Consider the following 22,586-nt stretch of genomic DNA (forward strand, 5'->3'; position numbering starts at 1 on the left):
TTTTTTTAATCTCTTTTTTGAAGTAGCCACCTACCAACATTCAAGAGTAGTGCAAAAATAGTTAAAGTGACCGCTACAATTATGGTCACATTCAGAAGAACTCTGGTATAGCCCAAATTATCAACATTTAGAAACGGGTAAGGGTAAAAATTGGTAAAACGACCGCGTATTAGGGTATAAACAAGAAATATGATAGGATACCAGAGCCAAGACAGAAGCGCTTTGATCACCAAATCTTTTTTCTCTACAAAGAGAATCCAGTAGACCAAGACAAATAAAGGATTGATGGTGTGTAAAAGCTCATCGACCAATTGTTGCAACCCGGTCGGTTCCCAAATGGAACGCAATACCGTTTGATACACCAGACCTACAATTAAAATAAATGATGTAATGGCTGTCAAAGCGCCTGGTGACCATAAAAAAAGGAAAGGTTTCTTCTTAAAACCGGTCAATCTTACAGTGAAGAAGATGGTTGCCAGTAAATTTGTAAGTATGGTAAAATAACTGAAAAATCGAATGATAGACTCTAAAACCTCGGCTTGCCTGTTCTGTATCATTAAAAGGAATTGCGCAATTATGGCAAACCACCCCAGAAGCAATCCTAAAATATCTGCTCTTTTTTGCATTAGCCGTTATTTCTCCAGTGCACACTAAAATTAAGAGTTCAATTGATTTTGACAACTTTTAATTAATTGTTTTAGCTGAACGGTATGCATTTTATAGAAATAGTACTGAAACTAACTCGGCTTAGTAACCGGATATAAAAAAACCGCCTAAGTCGGCGGTAGTTGATAATGTGGTCTATCTTTTAGAATGGCGTTCTTTTCGGTCTCCTATTCGCTTCTTCATTCTTTTGCCTTTATGTTGCATCATTTTTTCCCACCTTTGGTATTGCTCAGCAGAAAGAATATTTTTCATCTCTGCCTTATGGGCAATCATCTTATCAAGACGTTCGTTTTGCATGGCGTATCTTTCTTCTGCAGTGGGTTTTTTAGATTCGCCTGATTCTCTGGCCGCTTTGCGTTCTTCCATCTTAGCCTTTCTTGATTGGGCCTGTTCCAAGTTGATAGCTTTTATTTTGGACTGTTGTTTTTCATCCAAATCAAGCGCCAAGGTCATTCTTTTGGTTTGAAGGGTCGCCATCTGTTCTGGGGTAAGGTCTTTGAAAGTATCTCGATGTGAGTTTTCGCCTCTTTGAGCTATAGCGCTCAAGCCCATGAAGCACATTACAATTAAAATTGCTCTTTTCATTAGTCTAATTTTTAAAGTTAACGATGATAAGACATTGCAAAACTCCGTAGGTTTAATCATTCAACTCTTTTTATTACTTGTTTAACAGGCTTTAAGAAATTTTGGGTACAAAAAAAGGGTGTGAAAATCACACCCTTGAATAAGTAGGTCGTTCTTGCTATATGTCTTAATCTACCACTTCGGCATTTGAGACTTGTTCTATATCGGCTGAAGCCATTTGGGTAGCTTCAGGTGCCTGTTCGGCATTGGTTTCGTTATAATAAATTATAGATGCTAAGATAAAGGCGGCTAAGTACAGGGAACTTTTTAATCTTTCAGACATGGGATGTGTTTTTTAATTCTGGTACTAAATTAGGCAAAACAAGAGCGCAAAAATTTGAGTTGTTGCGTAGGGGGTGGTTTGTGTTGTCAAATACCTTGAAAATGTGGTTAGGGTATTTCCTACATCGATGAGATAGGTATTTCATCGATATTTTACAATTTTAAGTAGGGTTGTTTGTGGTATAATTGAAAAAGCTACCTGTGAAGTTTGTTCACAGGTAGCTTTGTTTTTAATCAATTTAGTAAAGAATCTATTCGGGGTTCAGAATCAAATCTATTCTTCGCTCAACATCTTGTAAATGATATTTGCTCATACTATCGCCCGTTCTGTTGATAGCACTTTTGGCCATTCGTTGCAGATAGGCCAGTTCGGCCCTGGCGATGGAACGAATATCAGACTGACTGGTGTTGACAATGGTAGATTTTTGATATCCTCCGAAATCAGGTTGCTTGCCCTGGTTTTCAGCAGTCATTAAATAGGCTAGCCTATCAACATAGGCCTTTTGTAAATTTCGTCTATATGTATCAATAGTCTTTCCATTTCTTAATTCTGACCAAATACTGGATCGTAAATCGCTCATTAGGGTTATAAGGTCATAGGCCTCGGCACCATTTGCCGTTTCATTTTCTATTATCCTTTGTATTTTACCCAAACTAAGAATGGTATTCAAGGTGCGCACTTGCATCGTACGAACGTCGTTTAAATAGCCCGAATATTGTACTTTGTTAAAAATGTTTTGGTCGAGTAGCCACGTTGGGGTTTTGAAAAGTTCTTTATTGAGAAAAGCAATACAATTGGCTTGGTGTTCTTTACTGACGGGCGTGTAGACCGCTCCGTCTTGATCATATGTTTTGTGGTGTTCATAGACCCCGCCAATATTGTTGGATACATGACCCATGTATCGATTGAATTGGGCAATTACTTGGCCGTAAAGTTTGTCAAGGTCTTCATAGGTTTTACCTTCTTCTTTTGTCCATGTGATAAGATTAGGAACAATTCTTTTCAAATTTTCAATTCCGTAGGCGCTAGCCTTAATGGCATCATCACCCAAGTCTTCAGTTTGTGAGCTAGGGTCAACGATATCGCCCACTTGTTGATGTCCGAACCGATAAAGAGGGTCGCCGGCATGCGCTAATATCCATTGATCCAAAATTTTATTTTCTTCTTCTTTCGTTTTGTCAAGAATCGGCCTATAGCCCCATTTAATGGCATATTTGTCATAAATACCAATATCGGGCATGAGGGCAACATCGCCATCTTCTGGCTGCGCTATGTAATTGAAACGGGCATAATCCATAATAGAAGGAGCCGTTCCATATTTTTTTGTAAAAGAAGGGGAGCGAAGTGAGTCTACCGGGTAGGCAACACTACTACCCATGTTATGGGGCAGACCTAAGGTGTGACCCACTTCATGAGCCGATACAAATCGTATCAACCGACCCATGATTTCATCTTTAAAGGCGACACTTCTCGCATTATCATTTATGGCCGCAGTTTGCACGAAGTACCAATTACGAAGCAGGGTCATTACATTATGGTACCAATTAATGTCCGACTCCAAAATTTCGCCACTGCGCGGGTCACTTACGTGTGGGCCGTTGGCATTTGGAATCGGTGATGCCAGATAGCGCACCACGGAATATCTTACATCTTCTGGAGACCATTCGGGATCCTCTTCGGTAGATGGAGGGTCTTTGGCAATAATCGCATTTTTGAAACCGGCTTCTTCAAATGCTTTTTGCCAATCTTCAATACCTTGCTTGATAAAAGGAACCCATTTTTTTGGCGTCGCCCTGTCTACATAGTAAACGATTTGCTTTTTGGGCTCTACCAGTTCGCCCTGCTTGAATTTTTCCAAGTCTTCTTCTTTTACCTCTAAACGCCACCGGTCTAAAAAGGTTACGGTTTTACTTTCTTGAACGTCTAGACCATAATCGGTCTGTCCGCTAGTGAACCAACCTACACGTTCATCAAAATACCTTCTTCTCATCGGTTTTTCAGGTAGAAGAATCATCGAATTGTTAATCTCGATCGAGATGGAACCCAAACTTCCATTGCTGGGCGGCTCTTTTGCCAAATAAGTTTTGACGTGACGGGCCTCAACGTTGAGAGGGTAGCTCTTAATTGTTTCAATGTAGCTTCTCGGTTCATCTAAGCGGGAAACTTTATAATTTTCTCGGTAGCCATCGGGCATTCCAATGGCCGGAACATCCTTTTCAAGAAATTCATTGACCTGTATGACCGTAGCAGGGTTGGCCGAATCTTTCTTTATTGCCTTAATGTCGAAAGCGAATAGTACGGGTTCAAAGTTAGAATTGACCACTGCCTCATGAATGGGCAATGAGTCGGCGGCATAAATATTATGGCTAACTACTCGCAACAGTACTTTTTTAGGCTTTTTCTCCCACCTTAAGACCTGCGTATTTATTTTACCTCCGCCAAAACCGATGCCCGTTGCTGTTTTTGAAATTCGGCTGACCATCAACATTTCTTTATTGAAAAGGGAGTCGGGTATTTCGTAGAAGTGTTCGTCTTTTACAACGTGTATGTTAAAGAGCCCTTGGTCGGTGACGGCGTCTTTAGTAATCACCTTATCGTAAGGTTTTATTTTCTCGTCTTTATCCTCTTCTTTTTTTTCAGACTTGTCTGACTTCTTCTTAAAAATTTGAGCTTCTAGCGGTGCGGCAGAAAGGGCCGTAATTAACAATAGAAAGGCGGTGATACTTTTTCTTAGCATGTAAATAAAGAGTTTGGTCAATATTATTGAGTAGTAGCGTCAAATAACCGAAAAAATAATTTAAGTCTTTGTTAACTAAATCATAAGCTCAACATTTCAGTATTCTGATATTTGAGGTAGATTATTTCCGTTTTAAGCGACGAGTTTTGTAACATTTTGTTTGAAAATGAGTCTTGTAGATAGATAATTATCATTTTAATTATTTGGATTAGTCGGGGATAAAGCCATCGCAAAGCGGTGGCTTTATTTATTAAGGACCTGATGAAAACTTAAAAATATCGATAAATGACTGCTAAACAATAACTTGTTTTCTAAAAACGTTGAAAATTCTTAAAAAAAGTGAAATAAAAATAGAGAACTATTTATGCGGAAAGCTTAAAAACTTCAAGGACAAAATATGATGTTCGCTATATACACGCTATTATTTTAACAAATTCACTTTTAGGCAGATTCTAGCCGGATTACCCAAAAACGGATAGTGCAATAAAGGGAAACTGAGGCGTTATATAAACTCATACAACAAACCTACAATGTTATGAACAGCAAGAAATTAAAAATAAGTCTGTTAATGGGTATTAGTTTGGTAAGTGCAGCATTTGCCAACAACCCGGTTAGTGAGAGAGATGAATTAGTAATCAGCTCTGTCGATTATATTGAAGAAGATACCGATTTTGAATTGGGCTTTGATACTGCCGAATATTTGCCAGAAGATTTTAATCCTTATAAAATGTATGTTGATTTGAAATCGGTTGTTTATATAGAAGAGGAAGAGGCCTTGAAGTTGAATACTAAAAAGTACTTACCAAAAAAGTTTGATGCCTATGCATTTCCTTCAAATGTCTTTGATTTCAACTACATCGACGCGAATGATGAAATAAGTTTAAATTTTGACACCCAAGAACATCTACCGGAGGGTTTTAATCCGTATATAAAGAGATAATTCGCCTCCTTATTTGAATAAGCTATTAAACCCCTGCCCGAAAAGGCAGGGGTTTTCTTTTTTGGAAGTCAAAATACCAACGGTAGCACAAACTGAAACATAATCACAAGAATAGAAATAGCGATAAGGTTCAACACCACCCCCACACGGGCCATTTCGCTTACTTTTACATAGCCGCTTGCAAATACAATGGCATTCGGCGGTGTCGCCATGGGCAGCATAAAAGCGCAGCTACTTGCAATGGTAACCGGAATGAGCAAATAAAGAATAGGAAGGTCTAAACCTATGGCAATACCTGCAACCACAGGCGCTAGTACGGCGATAAGGGCTACATTGCTCATGAGCTCTGTCATAAAAAGCATAAGGGTTATCAAAAGTACAGCGGTCAAGAAGATGCTTATATCGCTTTCACCAATGGCCGCTGACACCATATCAACAATACCGCTTACCGACATTCCTTTTGCAAGGGCCAAGCCACCACCGAACAAGATTAGAATACCCCATGCCAGTTTTGAAGTATCTTTCCACTCGATGATAAAATCCCCTTTTTTAAGATTATAGGGAATAGAGAACATGGCGATGGCCGCAGTAATGCTGATCATGGTATCATTCAGTTTTAAAACAGGAAATATACCATTAATGACGGTTCTGAAAATCCATAGAAAAACGGTTACCCCAAAGATGCCGAGTACCATCTTTTCTTTTCCGCTCATCGGTCCCAATTTTCTCAATTCTTGATCAATAACTTCCCTTGAAGCAGTGAATTTGAGTTGTTTGTTGGGATACATCCATTTGACCAATACCAAATAACTGATCCAAATCATCAGCGCTGAAAACGGTACGCCTATAATCATCCATTTTAGAAAAGAGATTTCAATGTTGTACTCGTTTTCAAGAAGCCCGATCATGACCGAATTGGGTGGTGTTCCAATAACGGTCGCCACTCCACCGGCATTGGCTGAAAAAGCAATACCCAGCATAACGCTCAAGGCGAAGTTTCTGTCATCTTTGGTAAATCCATCTTCATCATTCACTAAAAGACCGATTACCGACATGGCTATGGGTAGCATCACGACCGTCGTGGCGGTGTTACTGATCCACATACTTAGAGAAGCGGTGGCAATCATAAAACCAAGAACCACTTTGTTAGGCGTAGTACCAGTAATTCTTATGATATTTAGGGCGATTCGTTTATGAAGATTAACTTTCTCAAGGGCCAAAGCGAGTACGAAGCCACCAAAAAATAGAAAGATGATGGGGCTTCCGTAGTTGGCGCCTACATCATCGATTTCCATGATTTTTAGAATCGGGAAAAACAGTAGGGGCAACAGGGCGGTGACTGAAATGCTTACGGCTTCGGTAATCCACCAAGTAACCATCCAAACGGCAACGGCGATTACCATGTCTCCGTTTTCAGAAATCATTTCAAACGGAAGGCCTAAAATGATGAAAAATAGGATGGGCCCAGTAAAAAGCCCTATTCTTTTGCTTAAGTCCATAGTTGGTTGTTAATGCCCCTAAGCTATGTTTTTTCTTTTGCTTTTAAAAGCTTGATTTTTAATAGATGATAGAATCTGAGGGAATTGTAGGTAACTGGTAATTACCGTATTCTAAAACAAGTCGTCCGTCATTTAAACTTTTAGGTCCGTTCTGGTCAACTTCTGTCTTATACAGGTATACCCTTTCTAAATTCTTAAAAGAAGAAAACAACTGTACATCTCGATTGAAATTACTGCCTGTAAGGTTAATTGAGCGGAGGTGATTAAGCACATTCAATTGGTCAATTTGCGAACCCGTAATTTTTGTGTCGTCTAGCTTTAAAATTGATAGATTCGGAAGTTGTGCCAATTGAGTAAAAATGGCGTCGCTCACTTCGGTACCGCCCAAGTCAAGTTGCGCAATCTGTTGTTTTATGGAAAGTAATCGCTCAAAATCAGAATCTTTAAAAGTGGGCTTGTTAATACAGGAAACACTTAAAAAGTGGGTCGATTCACTGATAGGGTCCACATAAATTCCATAATCTTCAATCTTTTGAATGCTGTCTTTTGAAGCTTCGGCAATTTCCATTTCTGGGTGTCCCGTGTATGTTTTTGTTGGAAAGAAGGAGGTGAATAAGTCTTTTTTAAGTTTATTTTCTTTGACCGTACCTTTCATGGGGTGCCCGACATCCATCCAAGCTGCAATAAGTTTAATTTCTTCTTTGGTAGGCTGCTTTTTCCCTTCCGGTGGCATATGGCCATCATCATCCATAGGTAGCACCATACGGTTGTAAAGTTCACTTTCATCGCTATGCATGGCCAGTACATCACCGCTTTCACCCCCCTTTAGAATACCTTCCTTTGAATGCAATAATAGTTCTCCTTTTGTTTTTTTAGGATTATGGCAACTAACGCATTTACTATTTAAAATAGGTTGTATGACATCTTCATACACAAGCGCCTCTTCCCAATTATCTTCGGTAAGAACCAGTTCTTTTTCTTCGATGACTTCATAACCCAATAACGATTTCACCGAGTTGGGTAGAGGCCCAATCAAATAATCTTCGCCATGGGTAATGTTACCACCTTGGTGCCCCGTAAAGGAAATCAATAGAAAAGCCACGATACCCAAGATTGACAAAGGTGCTTTTGCCATAAAACCGGAAAAATTCTTGGGCGCTAATCTGAGGTGCATGACAAAACAGAAAAGAGCCGTTACTATTCCCGACCATAAATGCCATTTAACTGAATCAAAAGAATAACCTTCGCCTTGATATTGTAAATAGCCTGTTATACATGCCAAAACGGCTGTTACGCCAGCCCAAAAATAGATGAGAGAAAGAAGCTTTGACCACTCTTTTTGTTTGCGGTCGTACCATTGCAGCAGAAGGGCCAACATGATGAAGCCAATGGGCAAATGTACTATTAGAGGGTGTAGGCGACCGAGCAGTTGTTGTATCATTTCCATAAAGAAACTACTCTAGGTTTAATCGTTTTTTCAATGCTTGCATCATGTACACATTGGCCTGCCATTGGTCTGTTACGGGCAAATGTGAATAGGGCAGGGTGGGCATATAATCAGGTGGCCCAAATTCGGTGGTGACCGTAAAATAGTCTTGGTTCTGCCATTTTTTGCGTATAATTTCTTCCCAGATATTCAAATGTCTTTCTACCGCCTTTTTCCATTCTGGAGCCTGTGGGTCACTCACCTGTGGACCTTCGGCATGCCCTACCCGGGCATGAATATGATACGAACGGTCGATAATTTCTTTTAATTCTTCTTGCTGCGCTTCTAAAAGCGATTCGTGAACGACCATCCAATGACTAACATCTAAGTTTAGTTTTAAATCAGGAATTGCTTTCACGTATTTTTTGGTGTCTACAAGGTTGAAGCTGAACCTGCCCCGATGTGTTTCGTGATAGATAGGAATGTCATATTTTTTTGAGGCCTCATTGGCAGCCTTTATATAAGCACTGTTCTGTTCAAAAGTTAAAAAATCTCCACCGGTATGGCAGTTGATGTAGCTGGGTTTCCATGCCGCTATTTTTTCAAAATTATCGGTATAAGCTTTTAAACTTTCTTCAAAGAAAAGAGACTTGTTGGTGCCATTGAGAAAGCCTACCAACAAATCATGTTTTAGTAAAGCTGCCTTGAGTTCTTGAGCATCTTTTTCATTTGTCGGAAACCAGGTTTCCAACCCATCATAGCCTGCGGCTTTGGTCTTTTCACAAAAGGCATCCCAAGAAATGGAGCGCCCCCAATCGGTTTGAAAGAATAAGACTTTTTTCTTTTTTTGCGAAACTGAAGATGAGGTAATAAAAACCAGCAATAGTGCCAGTGCTAATTTCTTGAACATGTTTGGTCGGTTTGGTGTCAATTGAACTTTAAGCCAATATCTCTTTGATAATTTCCCCTTCTACATCGGTAAGCCTAAAAGGCCTGCCCTGAAATTCATAGGTGAACTCTTCATGGTTGAAGCCCAATAAATGTAGAATAGTGGCATGTACATCATGAACCGATACCCTACCATCGATACCGGAAAAGCCAATATCGTCGGTTGCACCATGGGAAGCTCCTTTTTTAATGCCCCCACCGGCCATCCACATCGTAAAGGCATCGCCATGATGGTCTCTACCTTTATAGGCCATTTCTTTGTTTCCCCGGTTTTCCTGCATGGGCGTACGGCCAAATTCACCTCCCCAGACGATTAAAGTGTCGTCTAAAAGGCCTCTTTGTTTTAAATCCATAATAAGGGCTGTCATAGGCCTATCGATTTCACGGCATTTATTTCTCAGTCCCATATCAATGGAACCCTCTCGAACATTTCCGTGAGTGTCCCATCCCCAATCAAAAAGCTGAACAAAACGGACGCCGTCTTCAACCAGTTTTCGGGCCAAGAGGCAGTTGTTGGCAAAAGACTCTTTGCCCGGTTCTACCCCGTACATTTGTTTGATATGCTCTGGCTCGTTGTTGATATTCATCACCTCAGGAACCGCAATTTGCATTCGATAGGCCATTTCGTATTGGTTGATTCGGGCCAAAATTTCAGGATCTGCGTACTTGGCGTACTCTTCTTTGTTGATTTTGTTGATGGCATCAATCGTGTTTTTCTTTAGGTTTCTAGAAATACCATCTGGGTCATCGATATAAAGTACAGGGTCACCTTTTGAACGACATTGTACGCCTTGATAGACCGAGGGCAGAAAACCGCTTCCCCAAACACTTTTACCGGCATCGGGGGTGTTGCCCCCAGAAGTGAGCACTACAAAACCAGGTAGGTTTTGATTCTCTGAGCCTAGACCATAGGTGGCCCATGCCCCAATACTAGGTCTGCCCAATCGCGGACTACCCGTGTGCATAAACAATTGCGCGGGGCCGTGATTGAACTGATCGGTATGTACAGCCTTGAGAAAGGCAACTTCATCGACGACATTTTTAAAGTGGGGAAGAAAATTAGAAACCCAATTGCCCGATTCACCCTCTTGTTTAAATTCTGCCTGAGGGCCCATCAATTTAGGTGTACCTTTAATAAAAGCAAATTTCTTGCCTTCTAACAACGATTGCGGACAATCTTGACCATCATATTTATGAAGTTCCGGTTTGTAATCGAACATCTCCAGTTGTGACGGTGCCCCTGCCATGTGTAGATAAATAACCGATTTTACTTTAGGTCCATAGTGGGGAGCCAAAGTCGATAGCGGGTTTAAATCGCGTTCAGAAAAACTGTTCTGGGCCAACGGTTTAGGCTTTGATAAAGGGTCGCAACCCATGAAAATGGAGCTTAAAGCGAGCCCGCCCATGCCTTGGGCGCAACTTTTTATGAAATGGCGTCTTGTTGTTGCCTGCGTTTCACGCTCCAGTTTTTCCCTGAGTAATCTGTTGACTATATCTGAATGATGTTTCACTTCTCTGGTTTTAGGCTTTGGTTAAAAATTCATCCAAGTTCATTATGGCATTGGCAACGACCGTAAGCGCACTTAGCTCAGGAGTGGGCCTTTCTTCAAAATGAAGAAAGATTTCAGATGCCGTATCATCCGTTTTAAACTCTAGCAATGAGCTTTCATAAAGCTCTTGAAGCGCATCTAATTTCTGTGGCTCTATTTTGGTAAATGTCGCTTTTTCGTAGGCCTTGGCTATACTCTTTTCAACATCGTTACTATCCATACTATTTTTTGCCAAATAATAGGAGGCTTCTAGATACACGGGATCGTTAAGGGTGACCAATGCTTGCAATGGCGTATTGGTAACCGTTCTTCTAATAGTACATACTTCTCTTGAACCGGCATCAAAAGTTAAAAAGGAAGGGTAGGGGCTTGTGCGTTTTAAGTAGGTGTAGACGCCTCTTCGATAGCGGTCTTCACCTTTGCTTTCTACCCATTTAGCACCATTGTACACTGTTTGCCAAACTCCATCCGGTTGAGGGGGCATAACGCCCGGACCATACATCTTGTCGCTTAAAATTCCTGATACGGCAAGGGCCTGGTCTCTAATCTGTTCCGCACCCAGTCGAATTCTAGGCCCGCGGGCATACAACTCGTTTTCGGGATCGATTCGGTACATTTCCTGATTGCTTTCAGAGCTTTGTCGATAGGTGCCTGAAACGACTATTTCTTTGATAAGAGCTTTAAGGCTCCAATTCATCTCGTTCATAAAACGTAGCGCCAACCAATCTAAAAGTGCTGGATGGGAAGGAGGCTCCGATTGCGAACCAATATCTTCTACCGTTGAAACAATACCGCGACCATAAATTTGATGCCATACTCTATTTACCAAAGTTCTGGCCGTGAGCGGATTCTTTTTATCGACCATCCATTTTGATAGCCCCAACCGGTTATCGGGCCAGTCGCTGTTCCAATCGTTCAGACTTTCAGGAACCCCCGGCTCTACCGTGTCTGTTTTTGTTAACCAGCTTCCCCTATCGAACAATTGGGTGGTTCGTTTCATATACTCGGGGTTTTCTGCCATTATAGGAACCGTCGGTGGATTGGTGTTAAGCAGTTCCATAAAGTCGGAATTCACCTTTTTCCATCCTGCTTGTTCCTTCCCCGGTAGGTCAGTTATAAACCCTACCCAGTATAGGTTCAAGATATTCACTTCTTTCGCAACAGAATTATTTTGCGTTTCAATGTAGATATCCGTTTTTTCGGATATGGGTTTGATTGGAAATTGCGAGGTCGTATTATTCTTTGATTTGTTAATGATGAACTGTCCAAGAATAGGGCCGTTGGCATCCCCTTTTCTGATGGTCATTTGGGTGCCATCATAATGAGAACGGTAATTAAGGTAAACGTAACTTGATTCCTCGGTATATCCGTTCTCGATGATGGTACTTCCATCATCCCAATAAACCACAGAGGCATGGTCATCATAAACGCTGTTCTTGAAATCTTTAAAAAAGTGTGACTTGTAAACAGGCTCAGTGAATTGTAGAAAGTCTTTGTATTTTTTTCTGATTGATTCACTACCATATTTCGAGACCCATTCAAGCACTTCGTTCACCTTCATTTGTTGTTCAGGGGTGTACATTTTCAAAATGGGAGATTCACTCGGCACATCTTCATCCCTAGAATTGTTGAAGAATGCCATTAAGTTGAAATACTCTTTATGCTTAAAAGGGTCGTAGGGGTGACTGTGGCATTGAACACATTCCATAGTGGTACTTTGCCAGACCGAAAAAGTGGTATTGATGCGATCGATGACCGCTGCCACACGAAACTCTTCATCGTCGGTGCCGCCTTCGTCATTGTTCATGGTATTTCTGTGAAAAGCTGTAGCGATTAATTGGTCGACGGATGGTTCGGGCAATAAATCACCGGCCAATTGCTCAATGGTAAATTGGTCATAGGGCATGTCTGAATTAAAAGCATCGATGACCCAATCGCGGTATTTCCAAATTTCTCGGCCCATGTCTTTTTCATAACCCTTTGAATCTGCGTATCGTGCTAGGTCTAACCACCAGGTGGCCCATTTTTCGCCATATTCCTTATCGTTCAAAAGAGTGTCGACCATAGCTTCATAGGTGATAGAGCCAGATTCAAATTGCTGCAACAAACTTTGGGAGGGAGGGAGGCCCACGATATCTAAAGCAGCCCTTCGGGCAATAATATTCTTTGCAGCGGGCATGTTGGGCGAAATCTCTTTATCCGATAACTTCGCCAAAATAAAATGGTCGATACTGTTTTTTAGAAAACTTGTTTCGTCTTCTGATATAAAACTTGCTTCGGAATTAAAGGAAGGTACCTCTACCTTTTCGGGAAGAGAGTACGCCCAATGTTCACCCCATTTGGCACCTTGGTCAATCCATTTGGTGAGAAGTTCAATTTCTTCAGCAGGTAATTTTTTGGCCTCGTAGGGCATTCTAAGTTCTGGGTCGTCTGAATGCAGTCTTTTGATCATTTCACTGGCGGAGGCGTTACCCTTTATAATAGCAGGTTCTCCAGATTCAGTTGCCGCAAAAGCTTCCTCTTCGAATAATAAACTAAACCCACCACTTTTCTTAACTCCCCCGTGGCAAGAGATACATCTTTTGTTAAGTATGGGTTTAATTTGGGCATTAAAATCTACAATTTCCTTTGTTTGACAGGATTGTATGACTATCGAAAACAAAAGCAACCAACAATAAAATGGTATTTTACGTATATCAATTTTCATTTTCAGAAATGAAGTTTTTGCCCATCAGAGAAGGCAATAAGTAATGCTTTGGTTAATGAGGCTTAAAATTAAAGTCAAGCAAAAGAATTGTAATGGACAATACTTTTTTAGGTATGGATATTACAACAAAATGAGCTGGAATTTACGAAAATTATAGTCGTTTTCAGTTTTGATTAAGGAAAAGGAAAACTCCGGAGAGTAGCGAAAAAGGAAATACAGGATTTAAACTTCTTCCCGATATTCACTAGGTGATTGACCAATGGTTTTTTTGAAAATACGTGAAAAGTAGAAAGGGTCTTGAAAGCCAAGTCTATAGCTGATTTCTTTGATACTTAAGTCGCTGTATTTTAAATATTCACAGGCCTTTTGCATCTTTTTTAGATTAAAAAACTGAATGATAGAATATCCAGTGTGCTTTTTAAAGAGTGTTAATAAATACGAAGCGGAATAATTGAACTTTTGGGCAATGTCTTCCGTCTTTAAAGTACGGTCAATATTTTTATCTAAATAAGATGTTATACTGTCTATAAGGTTCTTCTTGTTATGTGTTTTCAACCCGTTTACGGAAATGTAGACAAAGGAAGATATAAAATGAAGGCCTAGCAGATTCGCAAATTCTAAATGGTCTATAGTGTACTCGGAAGAGAGCATTTCAAAAATTTGGGAGAACTGCCCAATTCTGCTATTCTCAAAAGGTATCTTGTTGGGGGTTTTATTGACCTTAAGATGTCTTTGATACAAAGCTGCGCATAGTTCACCTCTAAAATGCATCCAATAAATACTCCAAGGGTCCACTTTACTAGCTTGATAAGAGTGGGGTGTGTTAATTGGTACGATACAATAGGTATGTGGTTGTAGTTGAATGGTCATATTTTCAAAACTTACAGAACCTTGGCCTTCTATGCTGTAAATAAAAATATATTCCTTTGAACCTTTTTTTCTATTAACGAAATGCCCATCTGCCCTCGGATAAAAGCCGATATCGGTAATATAGAATTGTTTGGTTATGGTGTTTTTTTGAAGTCGTTGCTGAATGGAATTAGGCAGCACAATCATTTTTTGACCTAAAAACCCATGATTTGAAGTCTTTTTTTCCATTTTTACTACAGTTCGCTTTGCTCTAATTTTTATTAGAATAATCGAATTTCGGTTGGTTAAAATTTAAAAGAAATCGACAAACATATAATTTACTTTGAAGAAAGAGCCATCAGTTCCTAGAAATTAGTCTTTCAGTTTTAGGATTATCGCTCTCTTGGAAATTGATAACCAATGGCCTTCCATTCGAAATAAGGCTCCCACATTTCTTTTAATTTTATGATATGGATAGTGGGTACTTTGATTAGGTCTATGTGTAAATATAAGAAAACTGGTAAGGTGAATTATTCGATTACGTCGTGAATGAAAAATTCCTTTAAGAAACAGAAAAGCCCCAAAAAGGGGCTTTTTATAGTGTGAGTCATTTAAATTATTTTATGACTTCAATAGAACCGTTTTATCGGAGCCATTCACCGTTACATTTACCAGTCCGTTTTTAGACAAGGCCTTCATCGACTTATCCCATTTCTTTCCGCTTAATCCTGCTTTTGACTTCAACTCGTTGAGGTCCATTTGACCTATAGGTTTTAAAATTTCGATAATAGTCTTTTCCTCTTGGCTCAATTCTACCTGTTTTTTCTCAGGTTTCATTTGCGGGAAAAAGAGTACCTCCTGAATAGAGGAATTATTCGTCATCAACATCACCAAACGGTCGATACCGATACCGATGCCTGAGGTTGGTGGCATGCCGTATTCCAACGCACGTAAGAAGTCTTGATCGATGAACATGGCCTCATCATCACCTTTTTCTGATAATTTCAATTGCTCCTCAAAACGTTCACGTTGATCGATAGGGTCGTTCAACTCAGAATAGGCATTGGCCAATTCTTTACCGTTGGCCATAAGCTCAAAACGCTCTGTCAAGGCAGGGTTATCTCTGTGCTCTTTAGTCAACGGGCTCATTTCTTTTGGGTAGTCGGTGATAAAGGTGGGCTGTATGTAATGATGCTCACATTTCTCACCGAATATTTCATCGATAAGCTTGCCAACCCCCATGGTCTCATCAACGTCGATATCAAGTTTCAGGGCAGTCTCACGAAGCTCTTCCTCACCCATGCCCGACACATCAATGCCCGTGTGCGTTTTGATGGCTTCAAGAATCGGTACACGCGGGTACGGGGCCTTGAATTCAATTTCGTTCTTACCTACGGTAACCTTCGTGCTTCCGTTGGCCTCCACGGCTATCTTTTCCAAAAGTTGTTCCGTGGTATCCATCATCCAATGGTAATCTTTGTAGGCTACATAGAGTTCCATCACCGTAAATTCCGGATTATGGGTGCGATCCATTCCTTCATTTCTAAAGTCTTTGGAAAACTCATAAACACCATCAAACCCGCCAACTATCAATCTCTTCAGATAGAGCTCGTTGGCAATTCTTAGGTATAGGGGAATATTCAATGCATTGTGATGGGTTAAAAAAGGTCTTGCAGCAGCACCGCCCGGTATGGGCTGTAAGATAGGGGTCTCAACCTCTAAATAGCCTTTTTCATTATAAAATTGACGAATGGTGTTCGTGATTTTGGTACGTTTGATAAATGTTTCCTTTACTTTAGGATTCACCACCAAATCAACATATCGTTGACGGTACCGTTGCTCTGGGTCATTGAATTCATCGAAAACATGGCCTTCGGCATCTTTCTTGGGCAATGGCAAAGGGCGTAGCGATTTACTCAAGAGAGAGAATTTTTTGACCATCACGGTTTTTTCCCCGACTTGGGTTGTGAAAAGTTCCCCTTCTACACCTATAATATCACCAATGTCCAACAATTTCTTGTAGACGTCATTGTACAACGTCTTGTCTTCTCCGGCACATATTTCATCCCTGTTAAAATATACCTGAATACGACCGGTACTGTCTTGAAGTTCTGCAAAAGATGCCTTGCCCTGAATTCGGCGCGACATCAACCTCCCGGAAATAATCACTTTTTGCCCCTCTGTATAATTGGCCTTTATGCTTTTTGAAGTGGCATTTACGGGGTATAAAGCTGCCGGATATGGGTCAATACCCATTTCCCTTAATTTTAACAATTTGTCCCTTCTAATCTGTTCTTGTTCCGAAAGTTGCATATGCATATCAATTGAGGGCGCAAATATAGCTACAATACACTAATTTTTCAATGAAGAAACAATAATCGGCAGCATACGGTCAACAAATAATCGATAAGCTTCTTTTGAAGGGTGCAAGCCATCATCGGCGACCAAATTTTCATTGGTCAAACCCTCTCTGGTGATATCGGTTATGTTAATAAACTTCACTCCATTTTCTAAGGCTGTCTCTTCGGCAAAAGCATTGTATTCATTTATTTGTTCTGTAATCTTTTCGCTGTCCCAACCCTGCCCATATGGGGTATAGCCCCAGTCAGGTATAGAAATAACGAATACATTGTTAGAATGGCCATCGGCATATTGAATGGCACTTTTCAATAATTCTTTGAACTCTCTACGGTACTTTGAAAATGGCTCCCCTTGGTACTGGTTGTTAACACCGATTAGAAGGGTGACCAGATCCTGATGATTATCAATTTTTTCATTATCGAGGGCTTTTAAAAGTTCATCGGTACGCCATCCGGCCTTGGCCACGATTTTATAATCAACTTTTGCGCTGAGCTGGTTCTCAATGGCGGAGCTTAATTGAGATGGATAATTGTCTTCGAGTTCTACACTGGTGCCGATGGTGTAGCTATCGCCTAAAGCCAAATAATTCAGGTTTTGAGAGTTGTCGTTGACTTTGTTAGGCGATTCTTCTGTTTCGTAGTCAGCTTGGGGCGATAGACTTCTTTTGCTGCAACCAAGAGTTATAACGAGGATAAAAAGTAAAAGTGCGGGAGCTGTCGTTAAATTTCTCATATCTATAATTACGAAAAAATTAATTAGTGGTTCTATTGCCGCACTATAATAGCTAAAAATGTAACATTGTGCAGATTATTACGTCTTATAGATATATCGGAACCTAGTTTCGAATTCATCAATCAATAACAAAATCGACATGAGTTTTTTTAGAGTTTTATTGGCCATTATCTTTCCTCCTCTTTCGGTCATCGGAAAAGGTTGCGGCTCATTTTTAATTGTTCTACTTTTGACCTTCTGTGGTTGGGTTCCAGGGGTGATTGCCGCCCTTGTGATTTTGAACAACCCGAACTAGAAATTGATAACATGAAAATAATTAAAATCATGGCTGTGGCATTGGTCACGGCCCTTTTTATTGCCTGCAATTTTACCGAAGAAATACACTTTGAGGAAAATGGTAGCGGAAAACTGAGTATTCGTCTAGATGGCAGTGAAATGATGCAAATGATGCCCGAATCTGATTCAACCCTTACGGAAGAGAAGATAGATTCAACATTGGTTTTTAAAGATTTACTGAGGGAAAAGAAGGATAGTATAGCATTGTTATCCCCCGAAGAACAAGCTGAACTGAAACGGCTTGAGCCGTTTAGTATTCATATGCTGATGAATCCTGAAAAGGGCGTCATGAATTTTGATATGTTTACCGATTTTAAAGATGTTTCCGAGGTCAACGACGCTTTTAGCGCATTTCAAAATGCTAGTGCCATGGGGCCTAATAACGGTACTTCGCAGATGGGTAATGGCCCATCTGGGCAGGGTACTGAAGTCACCTATAGTTTTAAGGGCAATAAGTTCAGTAGAATTATCAACATTACAGATCAAGAATTATTTCAACAAAGTATTGATAGTTTGGCCAGTGCCGAAATGTTTTTGGCCAGTTCTACCTATACTTTTAAGTACCATTTTCCAAAGCGGGTAAAATCAACAAATCTTGATAACGCTACTTTTTCTATGGATGGCAAGACCTTGATTTATGAAGTCAATTTTTTAGAAATGTCAAAAGCCCCTGAATCGGTGGTCATCGAGGTCGAATTAGAAAAATAGGTGGGGCTTTTCGTATCTTTGTACGATGAACAAAATGGTATTTTTAGAAGACTTAGGCCTAAAGGATTATAAAGAAACTTGGGATTATCAAGAGAGACTTTTTAAGCAGACCGTAGACTTAAAAATTAACAATCGCCGACAGGGCGAAAATTTACCCACGCCCAACCATTTTCTGTTCGTCGAGCATCCACATGTATATACTTTGGGAAAGAGCGGCGATCTCTCTAATCTATTGGTCGGTGAAGAAGAGCTTGCCTCAAAAAATGCAAAATTCTACAAAATAAATAGGGGAGGAGATATCACTTATCACGGCCCTGGCCAAATTGTGGGCTATCCCATTTTAGACCTCGATAATTTTTTTACCGATATTCATAAATACCTCCGTTTGCTGGAAGAAATGGTGATTCTCACCTTGGCCGAATACGGACTCAAAGCCCAACGGTCAGAAGGCGAAACCGGGGTTTGGTTAGATGTAGGCACCCCTTTTGCCCGGAAAATTTGTGCGATGGGCGTACGTGCAAGCCGATGGGTGACCATGCACGGTTTTGCTTTGAACGTAAATGCTGATTTAGGGTATTTTGATTTAATGATTCCCTGCGGTATCAAGGATAAGGCGGTTACTTCATTAAATGTGGAGATGGGCAAAAAAGAGATAGACACGAGTGAAGTGAAAAAAAAGCTTTTGAAACATTTTACCCATCTTTTTGAGGCTAAGTTAATAACAGAGGCACCCATTGCATAAAGCCACAGGTGTCTCTTAAAGCCGAAGTCTCAATCGGGAAGGTTATAAAAAGCTTTTACGGCTTCATAATTCGAAAAATTCAATTTAGCGGTCGATGCATTTGCCGGTACTAGTACATATCGAAATCTGTTGCCGCGGGATCCTGAGTACTGATATTCGGTTAAATCAGTCCCGTCCGTAGTAGTTAGTCTTATCAAAATACCTTGACAGCATGCCGAATTGTCACCAAAGGTAAACTCATATTCCACGTTCGTCCATCGACCCGAGCAATTCATTGCATATATAGAACTTGTTCCAAATTGTCTAAAATAAACATACACCAAGGTGTTGTTCCTTAAATCGTAAAGATCAATCTCATTGACATCGATTTGCATCATCTTTCGCCTTGGTTCATCGGTAATATTCCAGTTTGCTTCCATCCAATTGGAATAAATTACGTTAGCGTTACCGTCTTGCCCATCTTCCCCATTTTCACCCGCTGTTCCTTGCTCCCCCTGAGGCCCCTGTTCCCCTTGAATACCCTGCTCTCCTTGGATACCTTGTTCGCCTTCAATACCCTGTTCACCTTGAGGTCCTTCTGGCCCAATGGGGCCCACATCTCCGTCTTTAGAGCAAGAGGTATTTACTAAAATGATACTTAGAAGTAGAAAGATTGAATTTTTAAGAATGGTTTTCATAATAGAAATTTTAAGTTTCTCTTTAATGTTAGGGGAGATAGAAGGTTAACATTAAGTCATAAAAAACCTCAGTAGTTACTGAGGTTAAAAAACTCTTCAAGTGCGTGTAATTCTAATTTATTTAAAGAATGTAACTGTTAGAAGTATTTAATCTCGGTGGCATGGTCACCAGAGTAAACATTTAAAGAAGCACTTGTTACATTGGAGCTACCTTCACTACCTCCATAATCGGTTAAATAAAAAGTTATGGGGGAGGATACGGAATCTCCCTCTGCAACAAAGGTTCCGTTTAGCAGGGTGCCTGTTAATGGTGATGACGCATTACCGGTCCAGTAAAGCATATCGGTAAGTGTACTTAGGCTAGTGTGTACCCAATTTCCACTCAGATTGGGGTTCATTTGAATATGATCTGGGGCAAAATACACCTCAAATCTTTTAAGCCCTCCGGTGTCACCACCAGAAATAAGAAAGGTATATTCCGAACCTTCTCGTAAGTTCAATTCAAAGCTATCAAAATCGGTGTCTTGGTCAAAAGTTTCATTAAATCCGTCTCCAGTTATTTTAATGGAAAACGTGGGCGGGTCAACATCGGTTTCAGGTATTTCTGTTTCACAGGCCTGGGCTATCATCATTAACGACAAAGCCAAAAGAATTTGAATTGTTTTCATTAGTTCTTCTGATTAAATTAATACTAGGTATTATATTTCAATGAAAGTAGACTCTTAATACCCTTTTAAGAAAAGGGCTTTCTTTTCTAAATGGTTAGGTCAATTTTTATGAGTTTCCCCTCATTATTTTGTTCGCCATAGACCCAAAAATTAGAACCGTCGTAGGCTACACCATATATCTGAACATTTGGTATGCTATATGAATTGACCACCTGTAACCCATCGCTAACATCACATTTGAACAGTTTGTTATTGGCGCATACATAAAGATGACCGTCTTGATAGTCAAGTCCGTTAGGTCTTGTATCTAGTTCAATGGTCTGTTCAATGGTATGGGTATTGTAGTTATAGAGGTAAAGAGATCTTTCATTTCCGCTAGCGGCCCATATTCTCCTTTCATCAATAGAAGCTAAGCCATAAATCCAAGCCCCCATGTCTAAAGACTCCTCTAGGTAGGTGTTGTCGGATTCTTGGTAGATATAGAATTTGGCTGAGCCGTTACTACTTTGAAAAAGATATTTACTGGGGTCATCAAATTTCTCGATCTCTACGGCAAAGGCACTTCTTGTGGTGGTAATCGTGCCATCCAAAGCAAAGGTTTCAGGGTTTACTACACCAATATTATCAGCTTCATATCCATTGCCGACCAAAATTTGGCTACCGTTCCAGGCAATATCAACACTATCTGTCCATGGGGCATCGCCTTCCACCAAAATGGTGAGTTCTTCTAACCATTGGTTATCAGCAATCGTTTCATTTTTGTTTAAGGTTACCGTACCGTCAGGAAAACTTAATACTAATTCATCCTCAGTCAAAGTGTAATTGGCCAAGGAAGAGCCAAAACCAAAATTGATCGTAATTTGACTGTTTTCTTCATCATGGGTGTAATTGGCATTGTTTAGATCCCGAAAGCCCATTTCGTCTTCGTCAAGTATAGTTAATGTATTGTCTGGGTTGATGATGAAGTAGCTGCTGTTTTGGTATTCGTAAAAGTCTGCTGAACTAACGGCCCAAGTGCCATCAATTTTGAGAAGTTCTTCTTCAGGGGTCTCTTCAGGCGTTTCTTGCGGAGGCGTATTTTCAATTGCCGGTTGTGGTGAATCATCATCCTTTTTACAATTTGTAAACATCGTAGAAGCAAAAAGGATAATCGCGATAAAAAAAACTGAATTTTTCATAATGCTATTTTATTGTTACAGCACTTAATGGTAGAAAAATAAAAAGGTTAACACCTAGATGGTTTTTTATAGAAACCCTAAGATTTAAAGAAGAATTTCATGAGACAAAGTAAGAACTACAACTAAAGCAACAATCAGCAACCACTTAATAATCTCCAACCGTTCATATGTTTCCATCATTTTCAATTTTTAGGGTTCCCTCATTTATGTGGAATAGTACAGGAGGTTAACATTTTGATAAAAAAATTGAGAGATTAGATTGTAGTTAGTTTACTATAAAGCCCCGTGGTTGCCGCCATTAGGCTTAAACAAGTATACAATGCCACCCAAAAAATGCTATTTTAGCTAAATAGCCTGTTAACCTTCTCATTAGATATACATTAAATGGAAAATGAACTGGTAGAGATTTCTTTAGAACAATTACGAAAAGGTGCGGATAAAGACCTTAAGAAAATCTACGAAGACAACAAATTCAAGTTTGTAAACTTTGCCCGACGCTATCAGTTGCCTGAAGATGATATAATAGATTTTTATCAAGATGCTTACATCATCTTCTATAATAATGTGATGTCCGGTAAATTGGAGCATTTGAGTAGTAGTATTTCTACTTATCTGATTTCTATCGGAAAACATTTAATCTTTGATCGAATGAGAAAAAATAAGAAATCGGTTTCAGAAAAGTTCGACCTGAGCAGAGTTGGTGATACTGATGAGCAGATAAGTTCCTTTGAATTGGAAGCTCCCGACCTAAGCCATGAACAGCGACTTTTACAGCAACATTTTAAAAGTTTGGGCGAAAAATGCCAGCAATTACTGACCCTATTCTATTATCGTGGCTTAACCATCCAAGAAATAATGGAAGCTGAAAACTACAATAGTGAAAATGTAGTGAAGGCTGCCAAATCGCGATGTATGAAAACATTGAAGGAAAAAATCAAATCAAATACCTACTAGC

The 22,586-nt window shown here is 40.0% G+C and carries 20 protein-coding genes; 5 read left to right on the forward strand and 15 right to left on the reverse strand.

Annotated elements, in window-relative coordinates; all coding sequences use genetic code 11:
- Positions 1–5 precede the first annotated feature (5 nt).
- The 4 genes from D1013_RS04800 to D1013_RS04810 form a co-directional block, all read right to left on the reverse strand.
- On the reverse strand, positions 6–626 hold the full coding sequence (locus D1013_RS04800) for a Pr6Pr family membrane protein (RefSeq protein ID WP_121847798.1): 621 nt from the start codon (positions 624–626) through the stop codon (positions 6–8).
- A gap of 175 nt (positions 627–801) precedes the next feature.
- The gene (locus D1013_RS04805) at positions 802–1,251 is read right to left on the reverse strand and encodes a DUF4890 domain-containing protein (RefSeq protein ID WP_121847799.1); all 450 of its coding nucleotides are present in this window, start codon (positions 1,249–1,251) and stop codon (positions 802–804) included.
- A 166-nt stretch (positions 1,252–1,417) separates the two neighbouring features.
- Entirely contained in the window at positions 1,418–1,573 is a 156-nt protein-coding gene (locus D1013_RS20275) for a hypothetical protein (protein ID WP_162987813.1), read from the reverse strand.
- A 250-nt stretch (positions 1,574–1,823) separates the two neighbouring features.
- Positions 1,824–4,310 (reverse strand): zinc-dependent metalloprotease, encoded by a 2,487-nt coding sequence (locus D1013_RS04810; protein ID WP_121847800.1) that lies wholly within the window; start codon positions 4,308–4,310, stop codon positions 1,824–1,826.
- 535 nt (positions 4,311–4,845) lie between these two features.
- Here D1013_RS04810 and D1013_RS04815 point away from each other — a divergent pair.
- The gene (locus D1013_RS04815; protein ID WP_162987814.1) at positions 4,846–5,250 is read left to right on the forward strand and encodes a hypothetical protein; all 405 of its coding nucleotides are present in this window, start codon (positions 4,846–4,848) and stop codon (positions 5,248–5,250) included.
- Between the two features lie 68 nt (positions 5,251–5,318).
- Here the strand turns inward: D1013_RS04815 and D1013_RS04820 are convergent, their stop codons facing one another.
- From D1013_RS04820 to D1013_RS04855, 8 genes are all read right to left on the reverse strand, one after another.
- Positions 5,319–6,749 (reverse strand): SLC13 family permease, encoded by a 1,431-nt coding sequence (locus D1013_RS04820; RefSeq protein ID WP_121847802.1) that lies wholly within the window; start codon positions 6,747–6,749, stop codon positions 5,319–5,321.
- Positions 6,750–6,807: 58 nt separating this feature from the next.
- A complete protein-coding gene (locus D1013_RS04825) occupies positions 6,808–8,196 on the reverse strand; it encodes a c-type cytochrome domain-containing protein (RefSeq protein WP_121847803.1) in 1,389 nt (462 codons plus the stop codon).
- 7 nt (positions 8,197–8,203) lie between these two features.
- Positions 8,204–9,085: a sugar phosphate isomerase/epimerase family protein gene (locus D1013_RS04830; RefSeq protein ID WP_121847804.1), complete on the reverse strand. Its 882-nt coding sequence runs from the start codon at positions 9,083–9,085 to the stop codon at positions 8,204–8,206.
- 28 nt (positions 9,086–9,113) lie between these two features.
- The gene (locus tag D1013_RS04835) at positions 9,114–10,634 is read right to left on the reverse strand and encodes a DUF1501 domain-containing protein (RefSeq protein ID WP_240467929.1); all 1,521 of its coding nucleotides are present in this window, start codon (positions 10,632–10,634) and stop codon (positions 9,114–9,116) included.
- Positions 10,635–10,644: 10 nt separating this feature from the next.
- Entirely contained in the window at positions 10,645–13,380 is a 2,736-nt protein-coding gene (locus D1013_RS04840) for a PSD1 and planctomycete cytochrome C domain-containing protein (RefSeq protein WP_121847805.1), read from the reverse strand.
- Between the two features lie 222 nt (positions 13,381–13,602).
- Positions 13,603–14,478 carry an AraC family transcriptional regulator gene (locus D1013_RS04845; protein ID WP_121847806.1) on the reverse strand — a complete coding sequence of 292 codons (876 nt, stop codon included), beginning with the start codon at positions 14,476–14,478 and terminating at the stop codon, positions 13,603–13,605.
- Positions 14,479–14,850: 372 nt separating this feature from the next.
- Entirely contained in the window at positions 14,851–16,542 is a 1,692-nt protein-coding gene (gene lysS / locus D1013_RS04850; protein WP_121847807.1) for a lysine--tRNA ligase, read from the reverse strand.
- A 39-nt stretch (positions 16,543–16,581) separates the two neighbouring features.
- Positions 16,582–17,322, reverse strand: a complete 741-nt coding sequence (locus tag D1013_RS04855) for an SGNH/GDSL hydrolase family protein (protein WP_121847808.1) — start codon at positions 17,320–17,322, stop codon at positions 16,582–16,584.
- 139 nt (positions 17,323–17,461) lie between these two features.
- On the opposite strand from D1013_RS04855, the gene D1013_RS04860 reads away from it, so the two are divergent.
- From D1013_RS04860 to lipB, 3 genes are read left to right on the forward strand one after another with little or no spacing between them, the layout of a single operon-like run.
- Positions 17,462–17,617 carry a YqaE/Pmp3 family membrane protein gene (locus tag D1013_RS04860; RefSeq protein WP_121847809.1) on the forward strand — a complete coding sequence of 52 codons (156 nt, stop codon included), beginning with the start codon at positions 17,462–17,464 and terminating at the stop codon, positions 17,615–17,617.
- An 11-nt stretch (positions 17,618–17,628) separates the two neighbouring features.
- Entirely contained in the window at positions 17,629–18,366 is a 738-nt protein-coding gene (locus D1013_RS04865; RefSeq protein WP_121847810.1) for a hypothetical protein, read from the forward strand.
- 25 nt (positions 18,367–18,391) lie between these two features.
- Positions 18,392–19,108 (forward strand): lipoyl(octanoyl) transferase LipB, encoded by a 717-nt coding sequence (gene lipB, locus D1013_RS04870; RefSeq protein WP_121847811.1) that lies wholly within the window; start codon positions 18,392–18,394, stop codon positions 19,106–19,108.
- A gap of 29 nt (positions 19,109–19,137) precedes the next feature.
- On the opposite strand, the gene D1013_RS04875 is transcribed toward lipB, so the two are convergent.
- The 3 genes from D1013_RS04875 to D1013_RS04885 form a co-directional block, all read right to left on the reverse strand.
- Positions 19,138–19,785 (reverse strand): collagen-like protein, encoded by a 648-nt coding sequence (locus D1013_RS04875; RefSeq protein WP_121847812.1) that lies wholly within the window; start codon positions 19,783–19,785, stop codon positions 19,138–19,140.
- Positions 19,786–19,922: 137 nt separating this feature from the next.
- A complete protein-coding gene (locus D1013_RS04880) occupies positions 19,923–20,453 on the reverse strand; it encodes a hypothetical protein (protein WP_121847813.1) in 531 nt (176 codons plus the stop codon).
- An 86-nt stretch (positions 20,454–20,539) separates the two neighbouring features.
- Complete coding sequence (locus D1013_RS04885) at positions 20,540–21,631, reverse strand: YncE family protein (protein ID WP_121847814.1); 1,092 nt, start codon at positions 21,629–21,631, stop codon at positions 20,540–20,542.
- A 384-nt stretch (positions 21,632–22,015) separates the two neighbouring features.
- Here D1013_RS04885 and D1013_RS04890 point away from each other — a divergent pair, with 384 nt between their 5' ends.
- A complete protein-coding gene (locus tag D1013_RS04890; RefSeq protein WP_121847815.1) occupies positions 22,016–22,585 on the forward strand; it encodes an RNA polymerase sigma factor in 570 nt (189 codons plus the stop codon).
- Position 22,586: the final 1 nt, after the last annotated feature.

Source organism: Euzebyella marina (genome assembly GCF_003687485.1).
Lineage (GTDB): Bacteria > Bacteroidota > Bacteroidia > Flavobacteriales > Flavobacteriaceae > Euzebyella > Euzebyella marina.